The 20,906-nt window shown below is 73.0% G+C and carries 19 protein-coding genes; 14 read left to right on the forward strand and 5 right to left on the reverse strand.

The window, feature by feature from the left end; translation table 11 throughout:
* Positions 1 to 498 precede the first annotated feature (498 nt).
* The 3 genes from IE329_RS35945 (at position 499) to IE329_RS35955 (ending at position 3,356) form a co-directional block, all read left to right on the forward strand.
* A complete protein-coding gene (locus tag IE329_RS35945; RefSeq protein WP_190215251.1) occupies positions 499 to 1,092 on the forward strand; it encodes a hypothetical protein in 594 nt (197 codons plus the stop codon).
* A gap of 100 nt (positions 1,093 to 1,192) precedes the next feature.
* Positions 1,193 to 1,885: a demethylmenaquinone methyltransferase gene (locus IE329_RS35950; RefSeq protein ID WP_190215252.1), complete on the forward strand. Its 693-nt coding sequence runs from the start codon at positions 1,193 to 1,195 to the stop codon at positions 1,883 to 1,885.
* A gap of 181 nt (positions 1,886 to 2,066) precedes the next feature.
* Entirely contained in the window at positions 2,067 to 3,356 is a 1,290-nt protein-coding gene (locus IE329_RS35955; RefSeq protein WP_073924141.1) for a geranylgeranyl reductase family protein, read from the forward strand.
* A gap of 128 nt (positions 3,357 to 3,484) precedes the next feature.
* On the opposite strand, the gene IE329_RS35960 is transcribed toward IE329_RS35955, so the two are convergent.
* The 3 genes from IE329_RS35960 to IE329_RS35970 form a co-directional block, all read right to left on the reverse strand.
* Positions 3,485 to 4,123, reverse strand: coding sequence for a GNAT family N-acetyltransferase (locus IE329_RS35960; RefSeq protein ID WP_190215253.1), 639 nt, complete (start codon positions 4,121 to 4,123; stop codon positions 3,485 to 3,487).
* Positions 4,124 to 4,288: 165 nt separating this feature from the next.
* Positions 4,289 to 4,678 (reverse strand): hypothetical protein, encoded by a 390-nt coding sequence (locus IE329_RS35965; protein WP_190215254.1) that lies wholly within the window; start codon positions 4,676 to 4,678, stop codon positions 4,289 to 4,291.
* Between the two features lie 347 nt (positions 4,679 to 5,025).
* Positions 5,026 to 6,558 (reverse strand): MFS transporter, encoded by a 1,533-nt coding sequence (locus IE329_RS35970; RefSeq protein ID WP_190215255.1) that lies wholly within the window; start codon positions 6,556 to 6,558, stop codon positions 5,026 to 5,028.
* A 136-nt stretch (positions 6,559 to 6,694) separates the two neighbouring features.
* Between IE329_RS35970 and IE329_RS35975 the strand changes: the two genes are divergently transcribed.
* Positions 6,695 to 7,720, forward strand: a complete 1,026-nt coding sequence (locus tag IE329_RS35975; protein WP_229928035.1) for an Lrp/AsnC family transcriptional regulator — start codon at positions 6,695 to 6,697, stop codon at positions 7,718 to 7,720.
* Between the two features lie 157 nt (positions 7,721 to 7,877).
* Here IE329_RS35975 and IE329_RS35980 read toward each other — a convergent pair whose 3' ends face one another.
* On the reverse strand, positions 7,878 to 8,576 hold the full coding sequence (locus IE329_RS35980; RefSeq protein ID WP_190215257.1) for a peptidylprolyl isomerase: 699 nt from the start codon (positions 8,574 to 8,576) through the stop codon (positions 7,878 to 7,880).
* 202 nt (positions 8,577 to 8,778) lie between these two features.
* Here IE329_RS35980 and IE329_RS35985 point away from each other — a divergent pair, with 202 nt between their 5' ends.
* Positions 8,779 to 9,342 (forward strand): GNAT family N-acetyltransferase, encoded by a 564-nt coding sequence (locus tag IE329_RS35985; protein ID WP_190215258.1) that lies wholly within the window; start codon positions 8,779 to 8,781, stop codon positions 9,340 to 9,342.
* Between the two features lie 62 nt (positions 9,343 to 9,404).
* Here IE329_RS35985 and IE329_RS35990 read toward each other — a convergent pair whose 3' ends face one another.
* Positions 9,405 to 10,142, reverse strand: coding sequence for a DUF2278 family protein (locus tag IE329_RS35990; protein ID WP_190215259.1), 738 nt, complete (start codon positions 10,140 to 10,142; stop codon positions 9,405 to 9,407).
* A gap of 258 nt (positions 10,143 to 10,400) precedes the next feature.
* Here IE329_RS35990 and IE329_RS35995 point away from each other — a divergent pair, with 258 nt between their 5' ends.
* The 9 genes from IE329_RS35995 to nuoH all read left to right on the forward strand — a co-directional run bounded on the left by IE329_RS35995 (position 10,401) and on the right by nuoH (position 20,900).
* On the forward strand, positions 10,401 to 11,363 hold the full coding sequence (locus IE329_RS35995) for a DMT family transporter (RefSeq protein WP_190215260.1): 963 nt from the start codon (positions 10,401 to 10,403) through the stop codon (positions 11,361 to 11,363).
* A 555-nt stretch (positions 11,364 to 11,918) separates the two neighbouring features.
* Positions 11,919 to 12,278 (forward strand): NADH-quinone oxidoreductase subunit A, encoded by a 360-nt coding sequence (locus tag IE329_RS36000; RefSeq protein ID WP_014137597.1) that lies wholly within the window; start codon positions 11,919 to 11,921, stop codon positions 12,276 to 12,278.
* A 57-nt stretch (positions 12,279 to 12,335) separates the two neighbouring features.
* Positions 12,336 to 12,890: a NuoB/complex I 20 kDa subunit family protein gene (locus IE329_RS36005; protein ID WP_073924110.1), complete on the forward strand. Its 555-nt coding sequence runs from the start codon at positions 12,336 to 12,338 to the stop codon at positions 12,888 to 12,890.
* Entirely contained in the window at positions 12,887 to 13,597 is a 711-nt protein-coding gene (locus tag IE329_RS36010) for an NADH-quinone oxidoreductase subunit C (protein ID WP_190215261.1), read from the forward strand. Before IE329_RS36005 ends, IE329_RS36010 begins: the two co-directional genes overlap by 4 nt.
* Positions 13,597 to 14,925, forward strand: coding sequence for an NADH-quinone oxidoreductase subunit D (locus IE329_RS36015; RefSeq protein WP_190215262.1), 1,329 nt, complete (start codon positions 13,597 to 13,599; stop codon positions 14,923 to 14,925). The genes IE329_RS36010 and IE329_RS36015 overlap by 1 nt, the downstream gene beginning before the upstream one ends.
* A 32-nt stretch (positions 14,926 to 14,957) precedes the next feature.
* Entirely contained in the window at positions 14,958 to 15,677 is a 720-nt protein-coding gene (nuoE, locus tag IE329_RS36020; protein ID WP_190215275.1) for an NADH-quinone oxidoreductase subunit NuoE, read from the forward strand.
* On the forward strand, positions 15,677 to 17,038 hold the full coding sequence (gene nuoF, locus IE329_RS36025) for an NADH-quinone oxidoreductase subunit NuoF (RefSeq protein WP_190215263.1): 1,362 nt from the start codon (positions 15,677 to 15,679) through the stop codon (positions 17,036 to 17,038). The genes nuoE and nuoF overlap by 1 nt, the downstream gene beginning before the upstream one ends.
* Positions 17,035 to 19,563, forward strand: a complete 2,529-nt coding sequence (locus IE329_RS36030) for an NADH-quinone oxidoreductase subunit G (RefSeq protein WP_190215264.1) — start codon at positions 17,035 to 17,037, stop codon at positions 19,561 to 19,563. Before nuoF ends, IE329_RS36030 begins: the two co-directional genes overlap by 4 nt.
* A complete protein-coding gene (gene nuoH, locus IE329_RS36035; protein WP_190215265.1) occupies positions 19,560 to 20,900 on the forward strand; it encodes an NADH-quinone oxidoreductase subunit NuoH in 1,341 nt (446 codons plus the stop codon). Before IE329_RS36030 ends, nuoH begins: the two co-directional genes overlap by 4 nt.
* The last annotated feature ends 6 nt before the right edge of the window (positions 20,901 to 20,906 follow it).

Raw genomic sequence — 20,906 nt, forward strand, 5'->3', positions numbered from 1 at the left:
CGTCCGGCTCTCCTGTCACGGGCCTTTCCCGGTGCCCTGCGCGTCACGTCCGGCTCTCCTGTCACGGGCCTTTCCCGGTGCCCTGCGCGTCACGTCCGGCTCTCCTGTCGCGGGCCTTTCCCGGTGCCCTGCGCGTCGCGTCCGGCTCTCCTGTCACGGGCCCTGTCAGTCGTCCCGCCCGTCGCCTCCGGCCCGCCGGGGCCCGCCCGGTCCTGCCCGTCCCCCGGATCCGGAGGGGCACTGTCGCAGGTCCGGGGTGCTGGGCGCCGTCGAAAGCACCGCAGAATCCGCCGGGAACCTCCGCAATCCGGCGGGAACCTTCGCGAACGCCCTAACTCCGATGCGGGCCGGAGCCCCTGATTCCCCCTTCGCCGTGACCTGAGGGCCCGCCAGCGGATACGATCCCGGACAGCTCACTCCGTACCCTCACCACACCACCCGGCCCCGGGTGGCAGGGGCCCGTCCCAGGCCCCGTTCAGGCAAGCCAGGACAGGAACCATGCGACCCGCGACCGTCCTCCCGCCGCGCTCCCCGCGGTTGGGCCGTGGTTGGTATCTGGCGGCGGTGCTCAGCGCCGTGCTGGCCGTCGGCATGTGTCTGCTCGGCTGGCGCCAGGCCGAACAGGCCGACCGGATCGGTGCCAACCCCGTCCAGGTGCAGGGCACGGTCACCCAGCTGTCCACCGGCAGCGGCTCCTACAGTTCGGTCACCTACCGGGCCGGCGGCCAGCAGCACACCGCCGCCGCACTGCCGCTGCAGGACTCCGCCGCGGTCGGCGACTCCGTCTGCCTGGAGCACGCCGCCGACGACGCGGGCGCCGTCCGCCTCTGCGGCGACACCTACCCGCAGCCGGCCGGCGTCGGGCTGGCCCGCGCCAGCGTGCCGGTCGCCGTGGTGCTGTTCCTGCTCTGCGTCCTGCGGATCGTCCGCCACCGCCGGGCCCGGGCCGCGCAGGCCGCCCGCTCCGGCGGCGGCCGGGTCCGCACCACGGTCGCCTTCGCGACCGAGGCACTGGCCGACGGGATGCCGGCGATAACCCACGGCAAGCGGTCCCGGCGCCGCCGCAAGGGCGGCCGGCGGGCCCTGCACTGAGCGCGGCGGGCTCCCGGCCGGGCGGCCCCCGCCGGGGCGGCCCGCCGTCCCGTGGTGCCCCCTGGCCCGGCCGCCCGGCCGGAGGGTGAACAATGGGGTCGTGACCCGAGCCTCTCTGGACAAGCAGCCGCACGAAGTCGCCGCGATGTTCGACGACGTCGCGGCCAAGTACGACCGTACGAACGATGTGCTCTCCCTCGGCCAGGCACGCGCCTGGCGGCGGGCGGTGGCCGAGGCCGTCGGCGCCGGGCGGGGCGACACGATCCTCGACCTCGGGGCCGGCACCGGCACCTCCTCGCTGCCGTTCCTGGAGTCCGGCGCCAGGGTCGTGCCCTGCGACTTCTCGGTCGGGATGCTCAGCGAGGGCAAGCGCCGCCACCCCGAACTGCCGCTCACCGCGGGCGACGCCACCCGGCTGCCGTTCGCGGACGCCTCCTTCGACGCGGTGACCATCTCCTTCGCGCTGCGCAACGTGCAGGACACCGGCGCGGCGCTGAGCGAGATGCAGCGGGTCACCAAGCCCGGCGGAAAGATCGTCATCTGCGAGTTCTCCACGCCGACCTGGACGCCGTTCCGGACCGTCTACACCGAGTACCTGATGCGGGCGCTGCCGCCGGTCGCCACCGCGGTCAGCAGCAACCCGGACGCGTACGTCTACCTCGCCGAGTCGATCCGCGCCTGGCCCGACCAGCCCGGTCTGGCCACGCTGCTGCAGGAGGCCGGCTGGTCGAAGGTGGCCTGGCGCAACCTCACCGGCGGCATCGTGGCGCTGCACCGGGGTTTCAAGGCCTGAGGCCCGCACCCGCGCGGTGGCCGCCCCCCGTGCGACGGTCCTTCCCGGCGCGGCGGGCGCGACCCGGCGCCGCCCTCCGGAGCCCACCGGAGGGCGGCAACTAGACTGCGAGGGCCAGGCAGCCCGAGCCACCGTCGCAGTTCCCAGGAGAGTGCCCGCCGTGACCGACACCGCAGCCGATCTGACGAAGCCGGACAGCCCCGTGGAGAGCACGGCGGACGTCATCGTGGTCGGCGCCGGGCCGGCAGGCTCCACCACCGCGTACTACCTGGCCCAGGCCGGCCTGGACGTCCTGCTGCTGGAGAAGACCGAGTTCCCGCGCGAGAAGGTCTGCGGCGACGGCCTCACCCCGCGCGCCACCAAGCAGCTCGTCGACATGGGCATCGACGTCTCCACCGACAACGGCTGGCTGCACAACAAGGGCCTGCGGATCATCGGCGGCGGCGTCCGGCTGGAGCTGGACTGGCCCGAGCTGTCCTCCTTCCCCGACTACGGCCTGGTCCGCAAGCGGGCCGACTTCGACGAGCTGCTGGTCCGTCAGGCCGAGAAGGCCGGTGCCCGGCTGTACGAGCGCTGCAACGTCAGCGGGCCGGTCCTGGACGACCGCACCGGCCGGATCGTCGGCGTCACCGCCAAGCTCGGTGAGGACAAGCGCGCCGTCACCTTCCGTGCCCCGCTGGTGGTCGCCGCCGACGGCAACTCCACCCGGCTCTCCCTCGCGATGGGCCTGCACCGCCGCGAGGACCGCCCGATGGGCGTCGCCTACCGGACGTACTTCACCTCGCCCCGCCACGACGACGACTACCTGGAGTCGTGGCTGGAGCTGTGGGACACCCGCAACGGCGGCAAGCAGCAGCTGCCCGGCTACGGCTGGGTCTTCGGCATGGGCGACGGCACCTCCAACGTCGGCCTCGGCATCCTCAACTCCTCGCCGGCCTTCGGCGAGCTGGACTGGCGCGAGGTGCTCAAGGCCTGGTGCGCCGGCATGCCCGAGGAGTGGGGCTACACGCCGGAGAACATGACCGACCCGATCCGCGGCGCCGCCCTCCCGATGGCCTTCAACCGCCAGCCGCACTACACCCGCGGCCTGCTGCTGGTCGGCGACGCCGGCGGCATGGTCAACCCGTTCAACGGCGAGGGCATCGCCTATGCGATGGAATCCGGCCAGCTCGCCGCCGGTGTCATCGTCCAGGCCCACGCCCGCCTCACCCCGGCCGGCCGTGAGCGCGCGCTGGAGGCCTACCCGCGCGTCCTCAAGGACGTCTACGGCGGCTACTACACGCTCGGCCGGGCCTTCGTGAAGCTGATCGGCAACCCGAAGATCATGCAGCTCGCCACCCAGCGCGGCCTGACCCACCCGATGCTGATGAAGTTCACCCTCAAGATGCTCGCCAACCTGACGGACCCGCAGGGCGGCGACGCGATGGACCGCATCATCAACGGCCTGGCGAAGGTCGCGCCGAACGCCTGACCCAGCCTCCGGGTGCTGCCGCGGCCACCGTCGGCGGCAGCACCCCGGGGCCGGCCGGTACCGGCCGCCCCGGCGGGACCGGTCATGGCTCCCGTCGTCGTCGGCGGCCCCGGCCCGGCCGGGGCTCCTCAGGCGCCGGCGCCCCGGTAGACGAAGCCGGCCAGCGGCGCCCGGACGGTCCAGCCCAGCGACTCGTACAGGGCGCGTCCCTCGATCGTGGCGCCGAGGATGCCGGTGCCGGCGCCCTGGTCGAGGGCGGTGTTGCCGAGGCTGCGCATCACGACCGTCCCCAGTCCGCGGCGCTGGTGGGCGGGGTCGGTCTCGACCTGGTCGACCACGGCGGTGGGGCCGGTGGGGGCGATCTGGCCGCGGGCCGCCAGCGAGCCGTCGGGAGCCAGGACCCGGACCCGGGTGACGCCCCGGGCGGTCTCGCTGCCGAGGCTGTAGCCGTCGGGCACCCGGACGGCGGACGGGCGGAGGGTGGTGGCCATCAGGAAGCCCGGGATGTCCTCGGCCCAGTCCTCGGGCGAGAGGTGCGGCGCTATCGTCCCCGGCTCGACGAAGGCCTTGATCCAGGTGGTGGGAGCGGTGATGGCCCCGGCCAGTCTCCGGACGGTGTCCCCGGCGGTGTCGAACAGCACGTGCCGGGTGACCTGCTTGGGGTGGCCGACCTCGATCCGCAGGCCCCAGGGCTCCTCGACCGGTGCGGGGGTCGCCCGGGAGGCCGCCCAGCCCGCCACCCAGGCCCGTGCCAGTTCCGATGCCATCCCGATCACCCCATGTAATAGATGCTATGCCTATTGGCAGATTACATGTCGGAGGGCGGCGCGAGGCGGCGAACGGGACACTGCTTCCGCCCCGGCCGGGGCGCCGGCGGGACCGGCCCGGTCTCCGGCCGGCGGGTCGGGGGGGCGGGCGGCCGGCCCCGCCCGTCAGGCGACCGTGGGCCAGGAGGGCGGCGCGACCGGTCGCCAGGAGGCGGCGCAGGTGTCGTCCGCGCCCGGGCGGGGCGGATTGGTCGCCCTGATCCGTACGGTGTGGGCCTCGGTGCCGAGGAACGCCAGGGTGCGGGTCTCGCCCGTCCTGATCAGGTGATGCGCTATCCGGCGGCGGCCGGCCGGGGAGAAGAACTCCTGGAAGGTCGCGTGGTCCTGCGCCGAGAGGGGCAGGTCGCGCAGCGACCCGGCCAGGGCGTCGAGCGCGAGGTCGAGCCGGGGGTAGGTGGCCGCTCCGGTCAGTCCCTTGATCTCGACGGTGGCGAGGCCGATGTAGTCCTCCGGCCGGCGGTCGGCCAGGGAGCTGTCGGGATCACTGAAGGACATGGTGGTGCACTACCTCGCATCGGGGCGCCGGGGCGGCTTCATGGGCCCACGCTAGCGCTGCGACTGCCAGGGGTCACGGGCGGCATTGGGTGAGATATGTCGGAATCCGGCACATTGCCCTTCAGGTCCGGCCGTCCGGCGGGGGTGGATCCATCGCCGGCCGTCCTGCCCGGCCGCCGGACGGCCCCGCGAGCGGCGGCCGGGCGTTGCCGGTGCGGGCCGCCCGTGCGGCCGGGTTCCCGGGCCGGCGGCCGCGCGGCGGCGCCGAACGCGCACGCCCACGACGGAACAGCCCGAGGGGGCGTGAGCAACCGCTCACGCCCCCTCGGGCTGTTCCGTCGGGCGGCCTACAGCTGCGCGCCCTCCCGGGCCGTGGCCTGCGCCGGCACCCCGGCGGCAGCGGGGCCGTGCGCGGCCGGCGCTGCGGAGGTGCGGACCAGCAGCAGCACGGCCACGCCGCCCAGCAGGCCCAGCACGCCCGACACCAGGAAGGTGTCGCGGAGTCCGTCCGCGAAGGCCGCGTGCACCAGGTGCGCGGACTGCGGCGCCCGGGCGATCACGCCGGCCGCGCCGCCGCCGGTCAGCGCGTCGGCGGTGCCCTGCGGATCGGGCACCGCGCGGGCGGAGCGGATCGAGTCCAGCAGCCCGGCCTGGAAGACCGCGCCGAGGACGGCGATGCCCAGCGCGTTGCCCAGTTGGCGGGCGGTGTTCAGGGCGCCGCCCGCCATCCCGGCCCGGGCCGGCGGCACCGCGGCCATCGCGGCGGCGGCCATCGCCGGGGTCGCCAGGCCGACGCCCGCGCCGGTCACGGCCAGGCCGGCCGCCAGCGCCACCCAGGTCGAGTCCGCGCCGATCACCGTCTGCAGCAGCGCGCCGACGCCGATCAGCAGCAGCCCGCCGCCGACGGTCAGCCGGGGCGGCGCGCCGTGCAGCTTCTTGCCCGCGATCGCCGCGGCCACGAAGGCCACCACGCTCATCGGCAGCATCGCCAGGCCGGCCGTGACCGGGCCCATCCCGCGGACGGTCTGCAGCCAGAGCGAGGAGTACACCAGGTAGGAGAAGGCGGCCACGGAGAGCAGCAGGCCGCCGGTCATGATGCCGACGAAGGCCGGGCTGCGGAACAGCGCGAGGTCCAGCATCGGCCGGCTGCTGCGCAGTTCGACGACGACGAAGGCGAGCAGCGACAGCGCGCTGAGCGCGAACAGCCCGAGCGTCGTGGTGGAGGTCCAGCCGTTGTCGCCGACCCGGATCAGCGCGTACGTCAGGGCGCCGGCGAACAGGGTGAAGGTGACCATGCCCGGCAGGTCGACGCCGCCCGCGTGCGGGTTGCGGGACTCCTTCACCACCCGCAGGGTGACCAGCACCGCCAGCACGCTGACCGGCAGGTTGACGTAGAAGATCCAGCGCCAGTCGAGGTGCTCGGTGAGCAGGCCGCCCAGCACCGGGCCGGCCGCCGCGGCGGCGCCGTTGACCGCGCCCCAGACGCCGAACGCGATGCCCCGGTCCTTGCCCTGGTAGGCGCCGCTGAGCAGGGCCATCGTGGTGGCGAACATCGCGGCGCCGCCGACGCCCTGCAGTCCGCGGAAGGTGATCAGCATGGCCGGCCCGGTGGCCAGGCCGCAGGCCAGCGAGGCCAGCGCGAACAGGCCGAGACCGGCCAGGTACACCTTGCGGCGCCCGATCAGGTCGGCCAGCGAGCCGGCCCCCAGCAGCAGGGCGGCCAGGGCCAGCGCGTAGACGTCCATCACCCACTGCAGGTCGGCGAAGGTGGTGTGCAGGCTGGCGGCCATGTCCGGCAGGGCGACGGTCACGATGGTGACGTCCACCAGCAGCATGAACGCACCCAGGCAGACCGCTGTCAGCGGTAGCCACTTACGCATCGGGGTCTCCTCGGTGATCGCGCCGGGCACCCCTGCCCGGCTGGTCCGAAGATGGCATCCGCCGCGTGGATCGATCCATCCAGCACGGCCCATCCGGTGGATTCCGACCTGTGAGCGCCCTGCGATGATGGAAACCATGAAGAGCCAGGAGCCCGATGTCGACCTGGACGACCTGGACCGGGCGATCGCCCAGGCCCTGATGGTGGACGGCCGGGCCGCCTTCAGCCGGATCGCCGAGGTGCTGGGCGTCTCCGACCAGACGGTGATCCGCCGTTACCGGCGGCTGCGCACCGCCGGGGTGCTCCGGGTGCTGGGGCTGCCGGTCGGTCACCGGGTCGGCCTGTACGAGTCCTGGCTGCGGATCCAGTGCACCCCCGACGCGGCCGTCGCGGTCGCCGACGCACTGGCCCGGCGCCCGGACATCGCCTGGGTGACGCTGGTGGCCGGCGGCACCGAGATCCACTGCATCACCCGGGCCAGGACCAAGCAGGACCGCGACGCCCTGCTGCTGCAGAAGCTCCCCGGCACCCGCCGGGTCACCGGGATCTCCGCGTTCAGCATCCTGCGGATGTACATCGGCGGGCCCCGGCGCTGGGGCGGCGTGGACGTCCTGACGGCCGGGCAGCTCACCGCGCTGGAGCGTCCCGCGCCGGCGGGGCAGGGCGGCCGGATCGAGCTGGACGAGGCGGAGCTGGCGATGCTCGGGGTGCTGGCCACCGACGGCCGGGCCGGCTACGCCGAGCTGGGCCGGGCGGCCGGGCTCTCCGAGTCGACCGCCCGCCGCCGGCTGGACCAGCTGCGGGACGCCGGCGCGGTCTACTTCGACCTGGAGGTGGACCCGGCGCTGTTCGGGTTCCGCACCCAGGCGCTGCTGCTCGCCACCGTCGCCCCCGCCGACCTCGCCGCCGTGGGCGCGGCGCTCAACACCCATCCCGAGGTGCCCTTCGCGGCCGCCATCACGGGTGCGGCGAACCTGGTGGCGGTGGTGATCTGCCGGGACAACGACGCGTTGTACGAGTACCTCACCGAGCGGATCGGCGCCCTGCCGCAGGTCCGCCAGGTGGAGCTGATCACGGTGATCCGCACGGTGAAGCGGGCCGGGATGCTGGTGGACGGCTCCCGGCTGGTCGACCCGCCCGGGGCCGGCCGGCCGGAGGTCTGAGCGGCCGGCGGTCCGGGCGGCCGCCGGTCCGGGCGGCGCGAGGTCCGGGTGCGCCCGGTCCGGACGGCCGCCCCCGCGAACGCGCCTCGCGGGGACGGCCCTCGGCGCCGAACGGTGTCCGGCCGGTGCCGGCGGGGGCGGTCCGGCGGGCCCGGGGTCAGCGGTTGCCGATCCGTACCCGCTTGAAGTCCACCGGCAGGGTGGGGAAGCCGTCGCCCGGGCCGTTCTGGTCGTCCTCGCCGCCGGCCGCGATCCGCTGCAGGACGTCCATCCCGCCGGTCACCCGGCCGAAGGGGGTGTAGGCGGGGGAGAGCTTGGTGTCCTTCCAGACGAAGAAGAACTGGCTGCCGTTGGTGTTCGGCCCGGCGTTGGCCATCGCCACGGTGCCGGCCGGGTAGGTGGCGCCGTCCAGGTTCTCGTCCGGGAAGGAGTAGCCGGGGCCGCCGCTGCCGGTGCCCGTCGGGTCGCCGCACTGCAGCACGTACAGGCGCTGGGTGGTGAGCCGGTGGCAGTGGGTGCGGTCGAAGTAGTCGTGCTCGGCGAGGAAGCGGAACGAGAAGGTGGTGCAGGGGGCCTTGTCCGTCAGGGCCTGGAAGGTGACGGTGCCCTGCGAGGTCTTCAGCGTCGCGGTGTAGGGCTTGGCGGCCTTCTTGGCGTCGAAGACCGGGATGCCCTTGAAGTTGTCGGCCGGCACGGCCGGGGTGTACGTGCAGGTGACGGCGGGTGCGGGGCCCTGGCCGGGGGTCTCGGCGGCGGCACCGGTGGTCACGGCCAGTGGGAGGGTGGTCGCTGCGGCGAGCAGCGCCCAGTGTTTGCGCTTCACGTGACGGGCCTTCCTGGACGGGATGGTTGTCATGGATGCATCATCCATGCCCGGCCCGGGCCCTGTCATGCGGCCCCGCCCGCTGCCGTTCCCCGGCCGCCTCCGCACCGCCCCCGAGCCGTGCCGCACCCCGCCACGGCTCCGGCCGCCGCCCTCGCCGGGCGGGCTCCCGAACAGGGCCCGGCGGCGGCAAATCCCTTGGACAGAGGGCGGCTTGTGCTGGTCCGATGGGGTGATGACCTCATTCTGGACCGGGAAGCGCGTCCGCCTGCGCGGAATCGAACCCGAGGACTGGCAGACCTTCCGACGGTTCGACGAGCACTCCGGGCACCAGCGGTCGGTGGACGCGATCCACCCGCCCCGCTCGGCCGAGGGCTACCGGGCCTGGACGGCCGAACGCGCCGTCGCCACCCCGCTCGACAACCGGTTCCAGCTGGCCATCGAGGAGCTGCGCAGCGGCGAACTGGTCGGCGCGCTCTCCACCGACGCCACCGACCTGCGCGCCGGCCGCTTCCACTACGGCATCGGCATCGTCGCCGACCACCACCGCCGGGGGTACGCCGCCGACGCCGTCGTCCTGCTGCTCCGGTTCATGTTCGGGGAGCGGCGCTTCCACAAGTGCGAGGCCGGCGTCTACGCCTTCAACGACGCCTCGCTCGCCCTGCACCGCAGGCTCGGCTTCACCGAGGAGGGCCGGCTGCGTGACCACGAGTACTTCGCCGGCCGCCACCACGACCTGGTGGTGCTGGGGATGACCGCCCAGGAGTTCGCCCAGCGGCACCCGTTCGAGGAGCTCTGAGCACCGAGGAGTTCCGGGCGTCGCGGAGCCGGGGTGCCGGGCGGCCGCCGCCGGCGCCGGGGTCAGGGCAGCTTCGGGTTCCCGTGCTCGTCGGTCGAGAGCGTCTGGGTGTTGAACTTCAGCTGCCAGACGACGATCCGGCCGTCCGGGTGCTCGCAGACCACCGCGCCGTCCTGCCAGATCCCGTTGGCGGCGTAGTGGTCGCCGGGCGGGTCGCCCTGGTTCTGGTGCACGTCGTGCACCCCGAGCCCCTCGGTGAAAGCCTGCCCGAACACGTAGATCCGGCTCGCGGCGCGTAGGTGCGGCTCCAGCACGTCCAGCGCGTTGTCGCCGTTGCTGGCGATCCAGGGGAAGAACCGGACGCCGATCCGGCGGCCGGCCAGCCAGCCGCCGATCAGGTCCACCAGGTCGGGGCCGAAGGCGGGCGCGCCGATCGCCGGGCGCTGCAGGGTACGGGCGAGCGCCCGGCCCGCCGTCCGGGCCCGGGCCACCCAGAGCCGGTTGCGCAGCTGCGGGCTGCGGGCGTAGTCCAGCGCCCCCGAGCCGGGGTCCGACGCCAGCGGGTGGAACCCGTCCGGCAGGGCCCGGACGGTCGCCAGGTCGGCGGCGCGCAGATCGTCCACCAGCCGGTAGCTGACCCCGGTGACGGCCGGGGCGTCCACGTCCAGCGCCGCCTCGTACACGCCCTGGGGCGTGTTCAGCCGGACGTGGCCGTGGTACCAGTGCCCGTACTGGTGGCTCGGGTCACGGTGGAACTCGTCGAACGTCCCGATGGTCACGCCGTAGTGCGCCAGCGGCATGGCTCTCCTCCTCGGCAGCCGAGATGATCACAGCAGCCCCAGGGTTCCGCCCCGGGACGCCCGCCGCCAGCCACCGAACGGGTGCCGCCCGCCGCCGGCCACCGAACGGGTGCCGCCCCGTCCGCGGCCCGAAAGCCGCTGGTCGCCGCAGGCGAAATACGGGAGGATGACGCACTCGCTCCTCGCGCACGCGATGCCGTCCGCCGACGCACGGGATCCGTACTGCCGACCCCGTACGCCCCGGAGGGACACCCACCCATGCGCACCTCCTCGCCCATCGTCAGGGACCTGCCCGTCCTGCTCGTCGCCGTGGTCTGGGGGTCCAGCTTCCTCGCGGTGAAGCAGGTCGCCGAACCGGACACCGTGATCGCCATGCTGGTGGTCCGGTTCGGGCTGGTGCTGCCCGTCCTCGGCCTCGTCGCCCGGCGTGCCCTGCGCGGCCTCGGCCCCCGGGAGTGGCTCGGCGGCGGGCTGCTCGGGCTGATCCTCGGCGGGATCTTCCTGCTGGAGACCTACGGCGCGGTGCACACCTCGGCCACCAACGCCGGGCTGGTGATCAGCCTGACCATGATCTTCACCCCGCTCGCGGAGAGCGCCGTCGCCCGCACCCGGCTGCCCCGGGCCTTCCTGGCGGCCGCCGCGCTCTCGCTGCTCGGCGTCGCGCTGCTCACCGGGGACGGCGGGCTCCGGGCGCCGTCCGGCGGCGACCTGCTGGTGCTCGGCGCCGCCGTGGTCCGGACGGTGCACGTGCTCACCATGGCGCGGATGAAGGCCGTCCGGGGGGCCGATTCGCTCGCCCTCACCTGGGTCCAACTCGCCGCGGCCACCGTGGTGTTCGCGCTCGCCTCGCCGTTCGCGGGGCCGTCGCCCTGGTCGGTGGCGGCCTCCTGGGGCCCGGCGCAGTGGGCCTGGTTGCTGCACCTGACGGTGTTCTGCACGCTGTTCGCCTTCTTCGTGCAGATGTGGGCGGTCCGGGCCACCTCGCCGTCCCGGGTCAGCCTGCTGCTGGGCACCGAACCGCTCTGGGCGGCCGTCTTCGGCATCACCGTGGCGGGCGACCGCTTCGGGGTGCTCGCCCTCGGCGGGGTGGTGCTGATCCTGGCCGGCACCGAGTGGGGCCGCCGCGCGATCACCCCGGCCCCCGCCCCGGCCCCCGGGCAGCAGCCCGCCCCCGAGCAGGAGCCGGCCGCCGAGGCCGGGCAACTGCCGCAGCCGGCCTGAGCGGAGCGCCCCCGGGCCCGCCGCCGAGCCGCTCCCGACGCCGTTCCCGCCCTGCCCCCCGAGCCCTTCCCGCCCCTGCCGCGAACCCCGCCCCCGGACCGCTCCGCGAGTCCGCCGGGGCGGGGTTCGCGCGCTTGTGAACGAAAGGTCAAGCGGGTGTTCGGAGGGTGCCACCCTGGAGGGTGAGTTCATATAACACGTCAACCTTGCGCCCAGAAATTTGCGGTGAGCGAGGCGTAGTTGATATAGGAGTGCGGCTCTGACCAGCCAGTTCATAGATGAATGCGACTGGTTGTGACCATATGGCGGCTTTGGGTTGATGAATAGCGACTTGATGCCATTGGGTGCCATTCACGGGGTGGCGTAGATCACAAAGATCGTCCCGAACTGCGTGTCGCAGATCACAAGCCGACGGGCATAGGATGCGCTCGATCCTGGCTTTGTGAACTGCCTCACATGAGGTGGATCTCAGAAGTTGGATCACGGGTCCACCCCAGCGTGACCCGTCGGTTCCGATCTGCAGTCAACGACGACTGGACGGAGGGAGCGGGGGCTATGAATGCCTACGCGCCGATCCTCGTACTCGGTGCCATCGCGGCGGCGTTCGCGGTCGGTTCCGTCGTGATGGCCTCACTCACCGGCCCGAAGCGCTACAACCGGGCCAAGTTGGAGGCGTACGAGTGCGGCATCGAACCGACCCCGCAGCCCGTGGGCGGCGGCCGGTTCCCGATCAAGTACTACCTGACGGCGATGCTCTTCATCGTCTTCGACATCGAGATCGTCTTCCTCTACCCCTGGGCGGTCAGCTTCGACGCCCTGGGGATCTTCGGGCTGGTCGAGATGCTCCTGTTCATCGCCACCGTCTTCGTCGCGTACGCCTACGTATGGCGCCGCGGCGGTCTGGAGTGGGACTGACCTCTGCTTGTGAACGCGAGGACAAACCACCGGACTTGAGAGACTGAGAGGGATCTGATGGGAATCGAGGAGAAGCTGCCGAGCGGCTTTCTGCTCACCAGCGTGGAGACCGCCGCGGGGTGGGTGCGCAAGTCGTCGCTGTTCCCGGCCACCTTCGGGCTCGCCTGCTGCGCGATCGAGATGATGACCACCGGCGCCGGCCGCTACGACCTGGCCCGGTTCGGCATGGAGGTCTTCCGGGGCTCGCCCCGGCAGGCCGATCTGATGATCGTGGCCGGGCGGGTGAGCCAGAAGATGGCGCCGGTGCTGCGGCAGGTCTACGACCAGATGGCCAACCCCAAGTGGGTCATCTCGATGGGGGTCTGCGCCTCGTCGGGCGGCATGTTCAACAACTACGCGATCGTCCAGGGCGTGGACCACATCGTCCCCGTCGACATCTACCTGCCGGGCTGTCCGCCCCGCCCGGAGATGCTGATGGACGCGATCCTGAAGCTGCACGACAAGATCCAGCACGAGCCGCTCGGCGTGAACAAGCGCCGCGCCGAGGAGCTGGGCGAGGCCCTCGCGCTGCAGGCCACCCCGGTCAGCGAGATGCGGGGGCTGCTGCGATGACGGACCAGAACGGCACCGCCGTCCCCGCCACCCGCAAGGAGATCCCGGTCGAGGTGGTCGGCAGGCGCCAGGGCATGTTCGGTGCCCAGGGCAGCGGCGACACCTCCGGCTTCGGCGGCCTCACCGCCCCGATCGCGCTGCCGCCGGCCAGCGTCCGCCCGTACGGCGGCTGGTTCGACGAGGTGGCCGACGAGCTGGAGGGGGCGCTGGAGGAGCAGGGCCTCGACCCGGCCGACGTGATCGACAAGATCGTCGTCGACCGGGGCGAACTGACCTTCCACGTCGACCGCGAGCACCTGCTGCGCACGGCCCGCACCCTGCGTGACGACCCCGCCCTGCGCTTCGAGCTCTGCCTCGGCGTGAGCGGCGTGCACTACCCGTCCGACACCGGCCGGGAGCTGCACGCGGTCTACCACCTGCGCTCGCTCACCCACGGCCGGCTGATCCGGGTCGAGGTCACCGCGCCCGACGCGGACCCGCACATCCCGTCCGTGGTGAGCGTCTACCCGACCAACGACTGGCACGAGCGCGAGGCGTACGACTTCTTCGGCCTGGTCTTCGACGGCCACCCGGGGCTCACCCGCATCATGATGCCGGACGACTGGCTGGGCCACCCGCAGCGCAAGGACTACCCGCTCGGCGGCATCCCCGTCGAGTACAAGGGCGCCCAGATCCCGGCGCCCGACCAGCGGAGGTCGTACTCCTGATGACCACTCACTACGAAGAAGCAGGTGCCCGGGAGACCACCGAGGGGCGGGTCTTCACCGTCACCGGTGGTGACTGGGGCGAGGTGGTCGAGGCCGTCGGCCGGGCCGACGACGAGCGCATCATCGTCAACATGGGCCCCCAGCACCCGTCCACCCACGGCGTGCTGCGGCTGATCCTGGAGATCGACGGCGAGACCGTCACGGAGGCCCGCTGCGGCATCGGCTACCTCCACACCGGCATCGAGAAGAACATGGAGTTCAGGAACTGGGTCCAGGGCACCACCTTCGTGACCCGGATGGACTACCTGACACCGCTGTTCAACGAGACCGCGTACTGCCTGGCGGTCGAGAAGCTGCTCGGCATCACCGACCAGATCCCGGACCGCGCCAGCGTCGTCCGGGTGCTGATGATGGAGCTCAACCGGATCTCCTCGCACCTGGTGTGCCTCGCCACCGGCGGGATGGAGATCGGCTCCACCACCCTGATGATCTACGGGTTCCGGGACCGCGAACTCATCCTGGACATCTTCGAGCTGGTCACCGGCCTGCGGATGAACCACGCGTACGTCCGCCCCGGCGGCCTCGCCCAGGACCTCCCGCCCGGCGCCGTCGACCAGGTCCGCGAGGCGGTCAAGCTGCTCCGCTCGCGGATGCACGAGTACGACAAGCTGGCCACCGGCAACCCGGTCTTCAAGGCCCGGCTGGTCGACGTCGGCTTCCTCGACCTGGCCGGCTGCCTGGCCCTCGGCGCGACCGGCCCGATCCTGCGCGCCACCGGCCTGCCGAACGACCTGCGCAAGTCCGACCCGTACTGCGGCTACGAGGACTACGACTTCGAGGTCGCGGTCGCCGACACCGCCGACTCCTACGGCCGGTTCCTGATCCGGCTGGAGGAGATGCGCCAGTCGCTGCGGATCGTCGAGCAGTGCCTGGACCGGCTCCAGCCCGGCCCCGTGATGGTGGCCGACAAGAAGATCGCCTGGCCGGCCCAGCTGGCCGTCGGACCGGACGGGATGGGCAACTCGCTCGACCACATCCGGAAGATCATGGGCACCTCGATGGAGGCCCTGATCCACCACTTCAAGCTGGTCACCGAGGGCTTCCGGGTCCCGGTGGGGCAGGCGTACGCGGCGGTCGAGTCGCCGAAGGGCGAACTCGGGGTGCACGTGGTCAGCGACGGCGGCACGCGGCCCTACCGCGTCCACTTCCGCGACCCCTCGTTCACCAACCTGCAGTCGATGGCGGCGATGTGCGAGGGCGGCCAGGTCGCCGACGTGATCGTCGCGGTGGCCGGGATCGACCCGGTGATGGGAGGCGTGGACCGTTGAGTGCCGATTCACCGACCGGCGTCGGGCTCGGAATGCCGGCCCTGCCGGCCAAGCCGTACCCGGCGGACGTCCTGGCCCGGCTGGCCGAGGACGCGAAGGAGCTGATCGGGCGCTACCCGGTGGCCCGCTCCGCGCTGCTCCCGCTGCTGCACCTGGTGCAGGCCGAGGAGGGCTGCGTCACGCCCACCGGCATCCGGTTCTGCGCCGAGCAGTTGGAGCTGACCACCGCCGAGGTCACCGCCGTCGCGACCTTCTACACCATGTACCGGCGCAAGCCCGCCGGTAAGTACCACGTGGGCGTCTGCACCAACACGCTCTGCGCGGTGCTGGGGGGCGACCAGATCTTCGACGAGCTCCAGCAGCACCTGGGGATCAAGAACAACGAGACCACCGCCGACGGCGAGGTCTCGATCGAGCACATCGAGTGCAACGCGGCCTGCGACTACGCGCCCGTGGTGATGGTCAACTGGGAGTTCTTCGACAACCAGACCCCGGAGAGCGCCCGGCAGCTGGTCGACGACCTGCGCGCCGGCGCCGAGGTGCAGCCCACCCGGGGCGCCAGGCTCTGCTCCTTCAAGGAGAGTTCGCGCATCCTGGCGGGCTTCCCCGACGAGCGCCCCGGCGCCGTCGACGCCTCCGGCGCGGGCGGCGCCCCCTCGCTCGCGGGCCTGCGACTTGCCCGGGGCGAGGCACTGCCCGGCACGGCGGGGACGAAGGTCGTCTCGCCCCGGCACGAAGGGACGGAAGCGTGATGACCTCCGCAGAGCCGGCCGAGAAGCTGCTCACCCCCGTACTCTCCGCCTCCTGGGACGACGACCGCCCCTGGACGCTCGCCACCTACCGCCGGCACGCCGGGTACGAGGGCCTGCAGGCCGCCCTCGCGATGCCGCCGGACGACGTGATCGCGCTGGTCAAGGACGCCGGACTGCGCGGCCGCGGCGGCGCCGGCTTCCCCACCGGCATGAAGTGGCAGTTCATCCCGCAGAACGACGGCAAGCCGCACTACCTGGTGGTCAACGCCGACGAGTCCGAGCCGGGCACCTGCAAGGACATCCCGCTGCTCTTCGCCAACCCGCACTCGCTGATCGAAGGCATGATCATCGCCTCGTACGCGATCCGCTGCGACCACGCCTTCATCTACCTGCGCGGCGAGGTCGTCCCGGTGCTGCGCCGGCTGCAGGCCGCCGTCGCCGAGGCGTACGAGGCCGGCTACCTCGGCAAGAACATCCTCGGCTCCGGGATCGACCTGGACATCACCGTCCACGCCGGCGCCGGCGCGTACATCTGCGGCGAGGAGACCGCGCTGCTCGACTCGCTGGAGGGCCGCCGCGGCCAGCCCAGGCTGCGCCCGCCGTTCCCGGCCATCGCCGGCCTGTACGCCTGCCCGACGGTGGTGAACAACGTCGAGTCGATCGCCTCGGTGCCGCCGATCCTGGCCCGCGGCAAGGAGTGGTTCAAGTCGCTGGGGACGGAGAAGTCCCCCGGCTTCACCCTCTACTCGCTGTCCGGCCACGTCACCAACCCCGGCCAGTACGAGGCCCCGCTCGGCGTCACGCTGCGCCAGCTGCTGGACATCAGCGGCGGCGTCCGGGCCGGCCACCGGCTCAAGTTCTGGACCCCGGGCGGCTCCTCCACCCCGATGTTCACCGACGAGCACCTCGACGTCCCCCTCGACTACGAGGGCGTCGGCGCGGCCGGCTCGATGCTCGGCACCAAGGCGCTGCAGGTCTTCGACGAGACCACCTGCGTGGTCCGCGCGGTCACCCGCTGGACGGAGTTCTACGCCCACGAGTCCTGCGGCAAGTGCACCCCCTGCCGTGAGGGGACGTACTGGCTGGTCCAGCTGCTCCGCCGGATCGAGGCGGGCCAGGGCTCCGCCGGAGACCTGGAGAAGCTGCTCGATATCGCCGACAACATCAACGGCAAGTCCTTCTGCGCGCTCGGCGACGGCGCCGCCAGCCCGATCGTCTCCTCGCTGCAGCACTTCCGGGCCGAGTACGAGCAGCACCTCACCGAGCGCCGCTGCCCGTTCGACCCGGCGGCCTCCACCGTCTGGGCCGACGCGCACCGCGACGGCCACCAGCCCGCCACCGAAAGGGAGGTGCACGCATGACCATCACCGAGCCATCCACCTCCAAGGCGGCGGTGGAGCTGGTCACGCTCACCATCGACGGAGTCGAGGTCCAGGTCCCGAAGGGGACGCTGGTCATCCGCGCCGCCGAGCAGATCGGCACCCAGATCCCCCGCTTCTGCGACCACCCGCTGCTCGCCCCGGCCGGCGCCTGCCGGCAGTGCATCGTGGAGGTCGAGGGCCAGCGCAAGCCGGTCGCCTCCTGCACGATCCCGGTGGCCGAGGGCATGGTGGTCCGCACCCAGGTCTCCTCGCCGGTCGCCGAGAAGGCGCAGCGCGGCGTGATGGAGCTGCTGCTGATCAACCACCCGCTGGACTGCCCGGTCTGCGACAAGGGCGGCGAGTGCCCGCTGCAGAACCAGGCGATGTCCACCGGCGGCGCCGACTCCCGCTTCGACGGCATGAAGCGGACCTACCAGAAGCCGGTGCCGATCAGCAGCCAGGTGCTGCTGGACCGTGAGCGCTGCGTGCTCTGCGCCCGCTGCACCCGGTTCTCCCAGGAGATCGCCGGTGACCCGTTCATCGACCTGGTCGAGCGCGGCGCGCTCCAGCAGGTCGGCACCGGCGAGGGCGACGACTTCCGGTCGTACTACTCGGGCAACACCATCCAGATCTGCCCGGTCGGCGCCCTCACCTCGGCCGCCTACCGGTTCCGCTCGCGGCCCTTCGACCTGGTCTCCTCGCCGAGCGTCTGCGAGCACTGCTCGTCCGGCTGCGCGCAGCGCACCGACCACCGGCGCGGCAAGGTGCTGCGGCGCCTGGCCGGCGAGGACCCGGCGGTGAACGAGGAGTGGAACTGCGACAAGGGCCGCTTCGCGTTCCGCTACGCGCAGCAGCGCGACCGGCTCACCACCCCGCTGGTCCGTGACGCCGACAGCGGCGAACTCGTCCCCGCGTCCTGGCCGGAGGCGCTGGCCGCCGCCGCGGCCGGGCTCTCCGGCGCCCGTACGGGCGTGCTGGCCGGCGGCCGGGTGACGGTCGAGGACGCGTACGGCTACGGGAAGTTCGCCCGGGTCGTGCTCGGCACCAACGACGTGGACTTCCGGGCCCGCCCGCACAGCGGCGAGGAGGCGGACTTCCTGACCGCCGCCGTCGCCGGGCGCGGCGTGGACCTTGGGGGCACCTCCCGCCCGGAGGGTGGGGGAGGCGAGGGTGTCACGTACGAGCAGCTGGAGGCCGCACCGGCCGTGCTGCTCGCGGGCTTCGAGCCCGAGGAGGAGTCGCCGATCGTCTTCCTGCGGCTGCGCAAGGCCAACCGGGCCCGCGGCCTCAAGGTCTTCTCGGTCGCCGACCACGCCTCCCGCGGGCTGGCCAAGCTGCACGGCGCGCTGCTGCCCGCCGCACCGGGCACCGAGGCGGAGTGGCTGTCGGCGCTGGCCGCCGACGAGGCGCTCGGCGACGACGCCGGCCGCGCGGCCGTCCTGCTCCGGGAGCCCGGCGCGGTGATCCTGGCCGGCGAGCGGCTGGCCGCCATGCCCGGCGCGCTCACCGCCGCGCTGCGCCTGGCGCACACCACCGGCGCCCGGCTCGCGTGGATCCCGCGCCGGGCGGGGGAGCGCGGCGCCGTCGAGGCGGGCGCGCTGCCCGGGCTGCTGCCCGGCGGCCGGCCGGCCTCGGTGCCGGCCGCCCGCGCGGAGACCGCCGCCGCCTGGGGCGTCGCCGAGCTGCCGGCCCGGCTCGGCCGGGACACCGACCAGATCCTCGCGGCCGCCGCGCACGGCGACCTGGACGCGCTGGTGGTCGGCGGCGTCGACCCGGCCGACCTGGCCGACCCGGCGCTGGCCGACGAGGCGCTCGCCCGGGTGCCGTTCCTGGTCTCGCTGGAGCTGCGGCCCTCGGCCGTCACCGCGCACGCCGACGTGGTGCTGCCGGTGGCCGCGGTCGCCGAGAAGGCGGGCACCTTCCTGGACTGGGAGGGCCGGGTCCGGATGTTCGAGCCGGCCCTCAAGCCGGACCAGCAGATGGGCCGCCACCTGTACTCGGACGTCCGGGTGCTGAGCATGCTGGCCGACGCGCTGGGCCACCGGCTCGGCCTGCCGGACGTCCGGGCCGCCCGGCTGGAGCTGGACCGCTTCGCCCCCTGGACGGGCGACCGCCCGGCCGCCCCCGCCGCGCACCCCACCCCGCTGCCCCGGCCGGCCACCGGCCAGGCGGTCCTGGCGGGCTGGCGGCAGCTGCTGGACAACGGCTCGCTGCAGGAGGGCGACACCCACCTGGCGGGCACCCGGCACCCGGCCGTCGCCCGGCTCTCGCCGGCCACCGCCGAGGAGATCGGCGCCACCGCGGGCCTGCGGCTCACCGGCCCGGCCGGCTCGGTGGTCCTGCCGCTGGAGATCACCAAGGAGATCCCGGACCGCACGGTCTGGATCCCGCTCAACTCCACCCCCGGCGGCGCCCACCGGGCGCTCGGCACCACGGTCGGCCACCTGGTCACCGTCGCCGCGGCCGAGCTGCCGGCCCCCGTGGCCGCGGCACCCGCCGGAGCCGAAACGGAGGAGGCCCGATGAATCACCTCGCCGCCTACGAGACCCTGGGCTTCTTCGGCCGCGACCCCTGGTGGCTGGTCCTGCTCAAGGCCGTCTTCGTGTTCGCCTTCCTGGTCGGCACGGTGCTGATCGCCATCGTCTGGGAGCGCAAGGTGGTGGCCTGGATGCAGTTGCGCATCGGGCCCAACCGGCACGGCCCCTGGGGCCTGCTGCAGTCCCTCGCGGACGGCATCAAGCTGGCCCTGAAGGAGGACCTGGTCGTCACCGGGGCCGACAAGGTGGTCTACATCCTGGCCCCGATCGTCTGCGCGATCCCGGCGTTCATGGCCTTCGCGGTGATCCCGTTCGGCCCGGCCGGCGACGAGATCTCGATCTTCGGCACCCGGACCCCGATGCAGCTGACGGACTTCCCCGTGGCGCTGCTCTACATCCTGGCGACCGCCTCGATCGGGATCTACGGCATCGTGCTGGCCGGCTGGTCCTCCGGGTCGACGTATCCGCTGCTCGGCGGCATCCGCTCGGCCGCGCAGATGGTCAGCTACGAGATCGCGATGGGCCTGTCCTTCGCGGCGGTGTTCATCTACTCCGGCTCGATGTCCACCTCGGAGATCGTCGCCTCCCAGCAGCCGACCTGGTTCGCGGTGCTGCTGCCGGTCTCGTTCATCGTCTACGTCATCGCGATGGTCGGCGAGACCAACCGGGCGCCGTTCGACCTCCCGGAGGCCGAGGGCGAGCTGGTCGGCGGCTTCAACACCGAGTACAGCTCGCTGAAGTTCGCGATGTTCATGCTGGCGGAGTACGTCAACATGGTCACCGTCTCGGCGGTCGCCTCGACGCTCTTCCTCGGCGGCTGGCGGGCCCCCTGGCCGGTCTCGGTCTTCTGGGAGGGCGCCAACCACGGCTGGTGGCCGATGCTTTGGATCACGCTGAAGATCCAGCTGCTGCTGTTCTTCTTCATCTGGCTCCGCGGCACCCTGCCCCGGCTGCGCTACGACCAGTTCATGAAGCTGGGCTGGAAGGTCCTGATCCCGGTCTCGCTGGTCTGGCTGGTGATGGTCGCCAGCGTCCGGGCGCTGCGCAACGAGGGCTACGGCTTCGGCGAGGTGGTGCTGTACGTCGGCGCCCCGATCGGCGCGCTGCTGCTGCTCGCCCTGCTGCGGGACGTGCTGCGCCGCAAGGCGGAGCCGGACGGCGAGGAGGGCAGCCCGGCGAACGGCGGGGCCTTCGACCCGATGGCCGGCGGCTACCCCGTGCCGCCGCTGCCCGGGCAGCAGCTGCCGCCCGTCCCGCGCCGGCGCAGCCGGGCCCCGCAACTCCAGGACGCGCTGAACGGCGCCGACCATTCCGAAGGGAGCTGAACCGAG

The organism is Kitasatospora indigofera, from assembly GCF_014655955.1.
In the GTDB taxonomy this organism is placed as follows: Bacteria; Actinomycetota; Actinomycetes; order Streptomycetales; family Streptomycetaceae; genus Kitasatospora; species Kitasatospora indigofera.

Bases quoted from the DNA above. Each gene is read 5' to 3' on its own strand.
- IE329_RS35970 (WP_190215255.1), bottom strand. From the start codon at position 6,558: ATGCGTAAGTGGCTACCGCTGACAGCGGTCTGCCTGGGTGCGTTCATG.
- IE329_RS36005 (WP_073924110.1), top strand. From the start codon at position 12,336: ATGGGAATCGAGGAGAAGCTGCCGAGCGGCTTTCTGCTCACCAGCGTG.
- IE329_RS36030 (WP_190215264.1), top strand. From the start codon at position 17,035: ATGACCATCACCGAGCCATCCACCTCCAAGGCGGCGGTGGAGCTGGTC.
- IE329_RS35990 (WP_190215259.1), bottom strand. From the start codon at position 10,142: ATGCCGCTGGCGCACTACGGCGTGACCATCGGGACGTTCGACGAGTTC.
- IE329_RS35995 (WP_190215260.1), top strand. From the start codon at position 10,401: ATGCGCACCTCCTCGCCCATCGTCAGGGACCTGCCCGTCCTGCTCGTC.
- IE329_RS35980 (WP_190215257.1), bottom strand. From the start codon at position 8,576: ATGACAACCATCCCGTCCAGGAAGGCCCGTCACGTGAAGCGCAAACAC.
- IE329_RS35965 (WP_190215254.1), bottom strand. From the start codon at position 4,678: ATGTCCTTCAGTGATCCCGACAGCTCCCTGGCCGACCGCCGGCCGGAG.
- IE329_RS36010 (WP_190215261.1), top strand. From the start codon at position 12,887: ATGACGGACCAGAACGGCACCGCCGTCCCCGCCACCCGCAAGGAGATC.
- IE329_RS35960 (WP_190215253.1), bottom strand. From the start codon at position 4,123: ATGGCATCGGAACTGGCACGGGCCTGGGTGGCGGGCTGGGCGGCCTCC.
- nuoE (WP_190215275.1), top strand. From the start codon at position 14,958: ATGCCGGCCCTGCCGGCCAAGCCGTACCCGGCGGACGTCCTGGCCCGG.
- IE329_RS35985 (WP_190215258.1), top strand. From the start codon at position 8,779: ATGACCTCATTCTGGACCGGGAAGCGCGTCCGCCTGCGCGGAATCGAA.
- nuoF (WP_190215263.1), top strand. From the start codon at position 15,677: ATGACCTCCGCAGAGCCGGCCGAGAAGCTGCTCACCCCCGTACTCTCC.
- IE329_RS36015 (WP_190215262.1), top strand. From the start codon at position 13,597: ATGACCACTCACTACGAAGAAGCAGGTGCCCGGGAGACCACCGAGGGG.
- IE329_RS35975 (WP_229928035.1), top strand. From the start codon at position 6,695: ATGAAGAGCCAGGAGCCCGATGTCGACCTGGACGACCTGGACCGGGCG.
- IE329_RS36000 (WP_014137597.1), top strand. From the start codon at position 11,919: ATGAATGCCTACGCGCCGATCCTCGTACTCGGTGCCATCGCGGCGGCG.
- IE329_RS35945 (WP_190215251.1), top strand. From the start codon at position 499: ATGCGACCCGCGACCGTCCTCCCGCCGCGCTCCCCGCGGTTGGGCCGT.
- nuoH (WP_190215265.1), top strand. From the start codon at position 19,560: ATGAATCACCTCGCCGCCTACGAGACCCTGGGCTTCTTCGGCCGCGAC.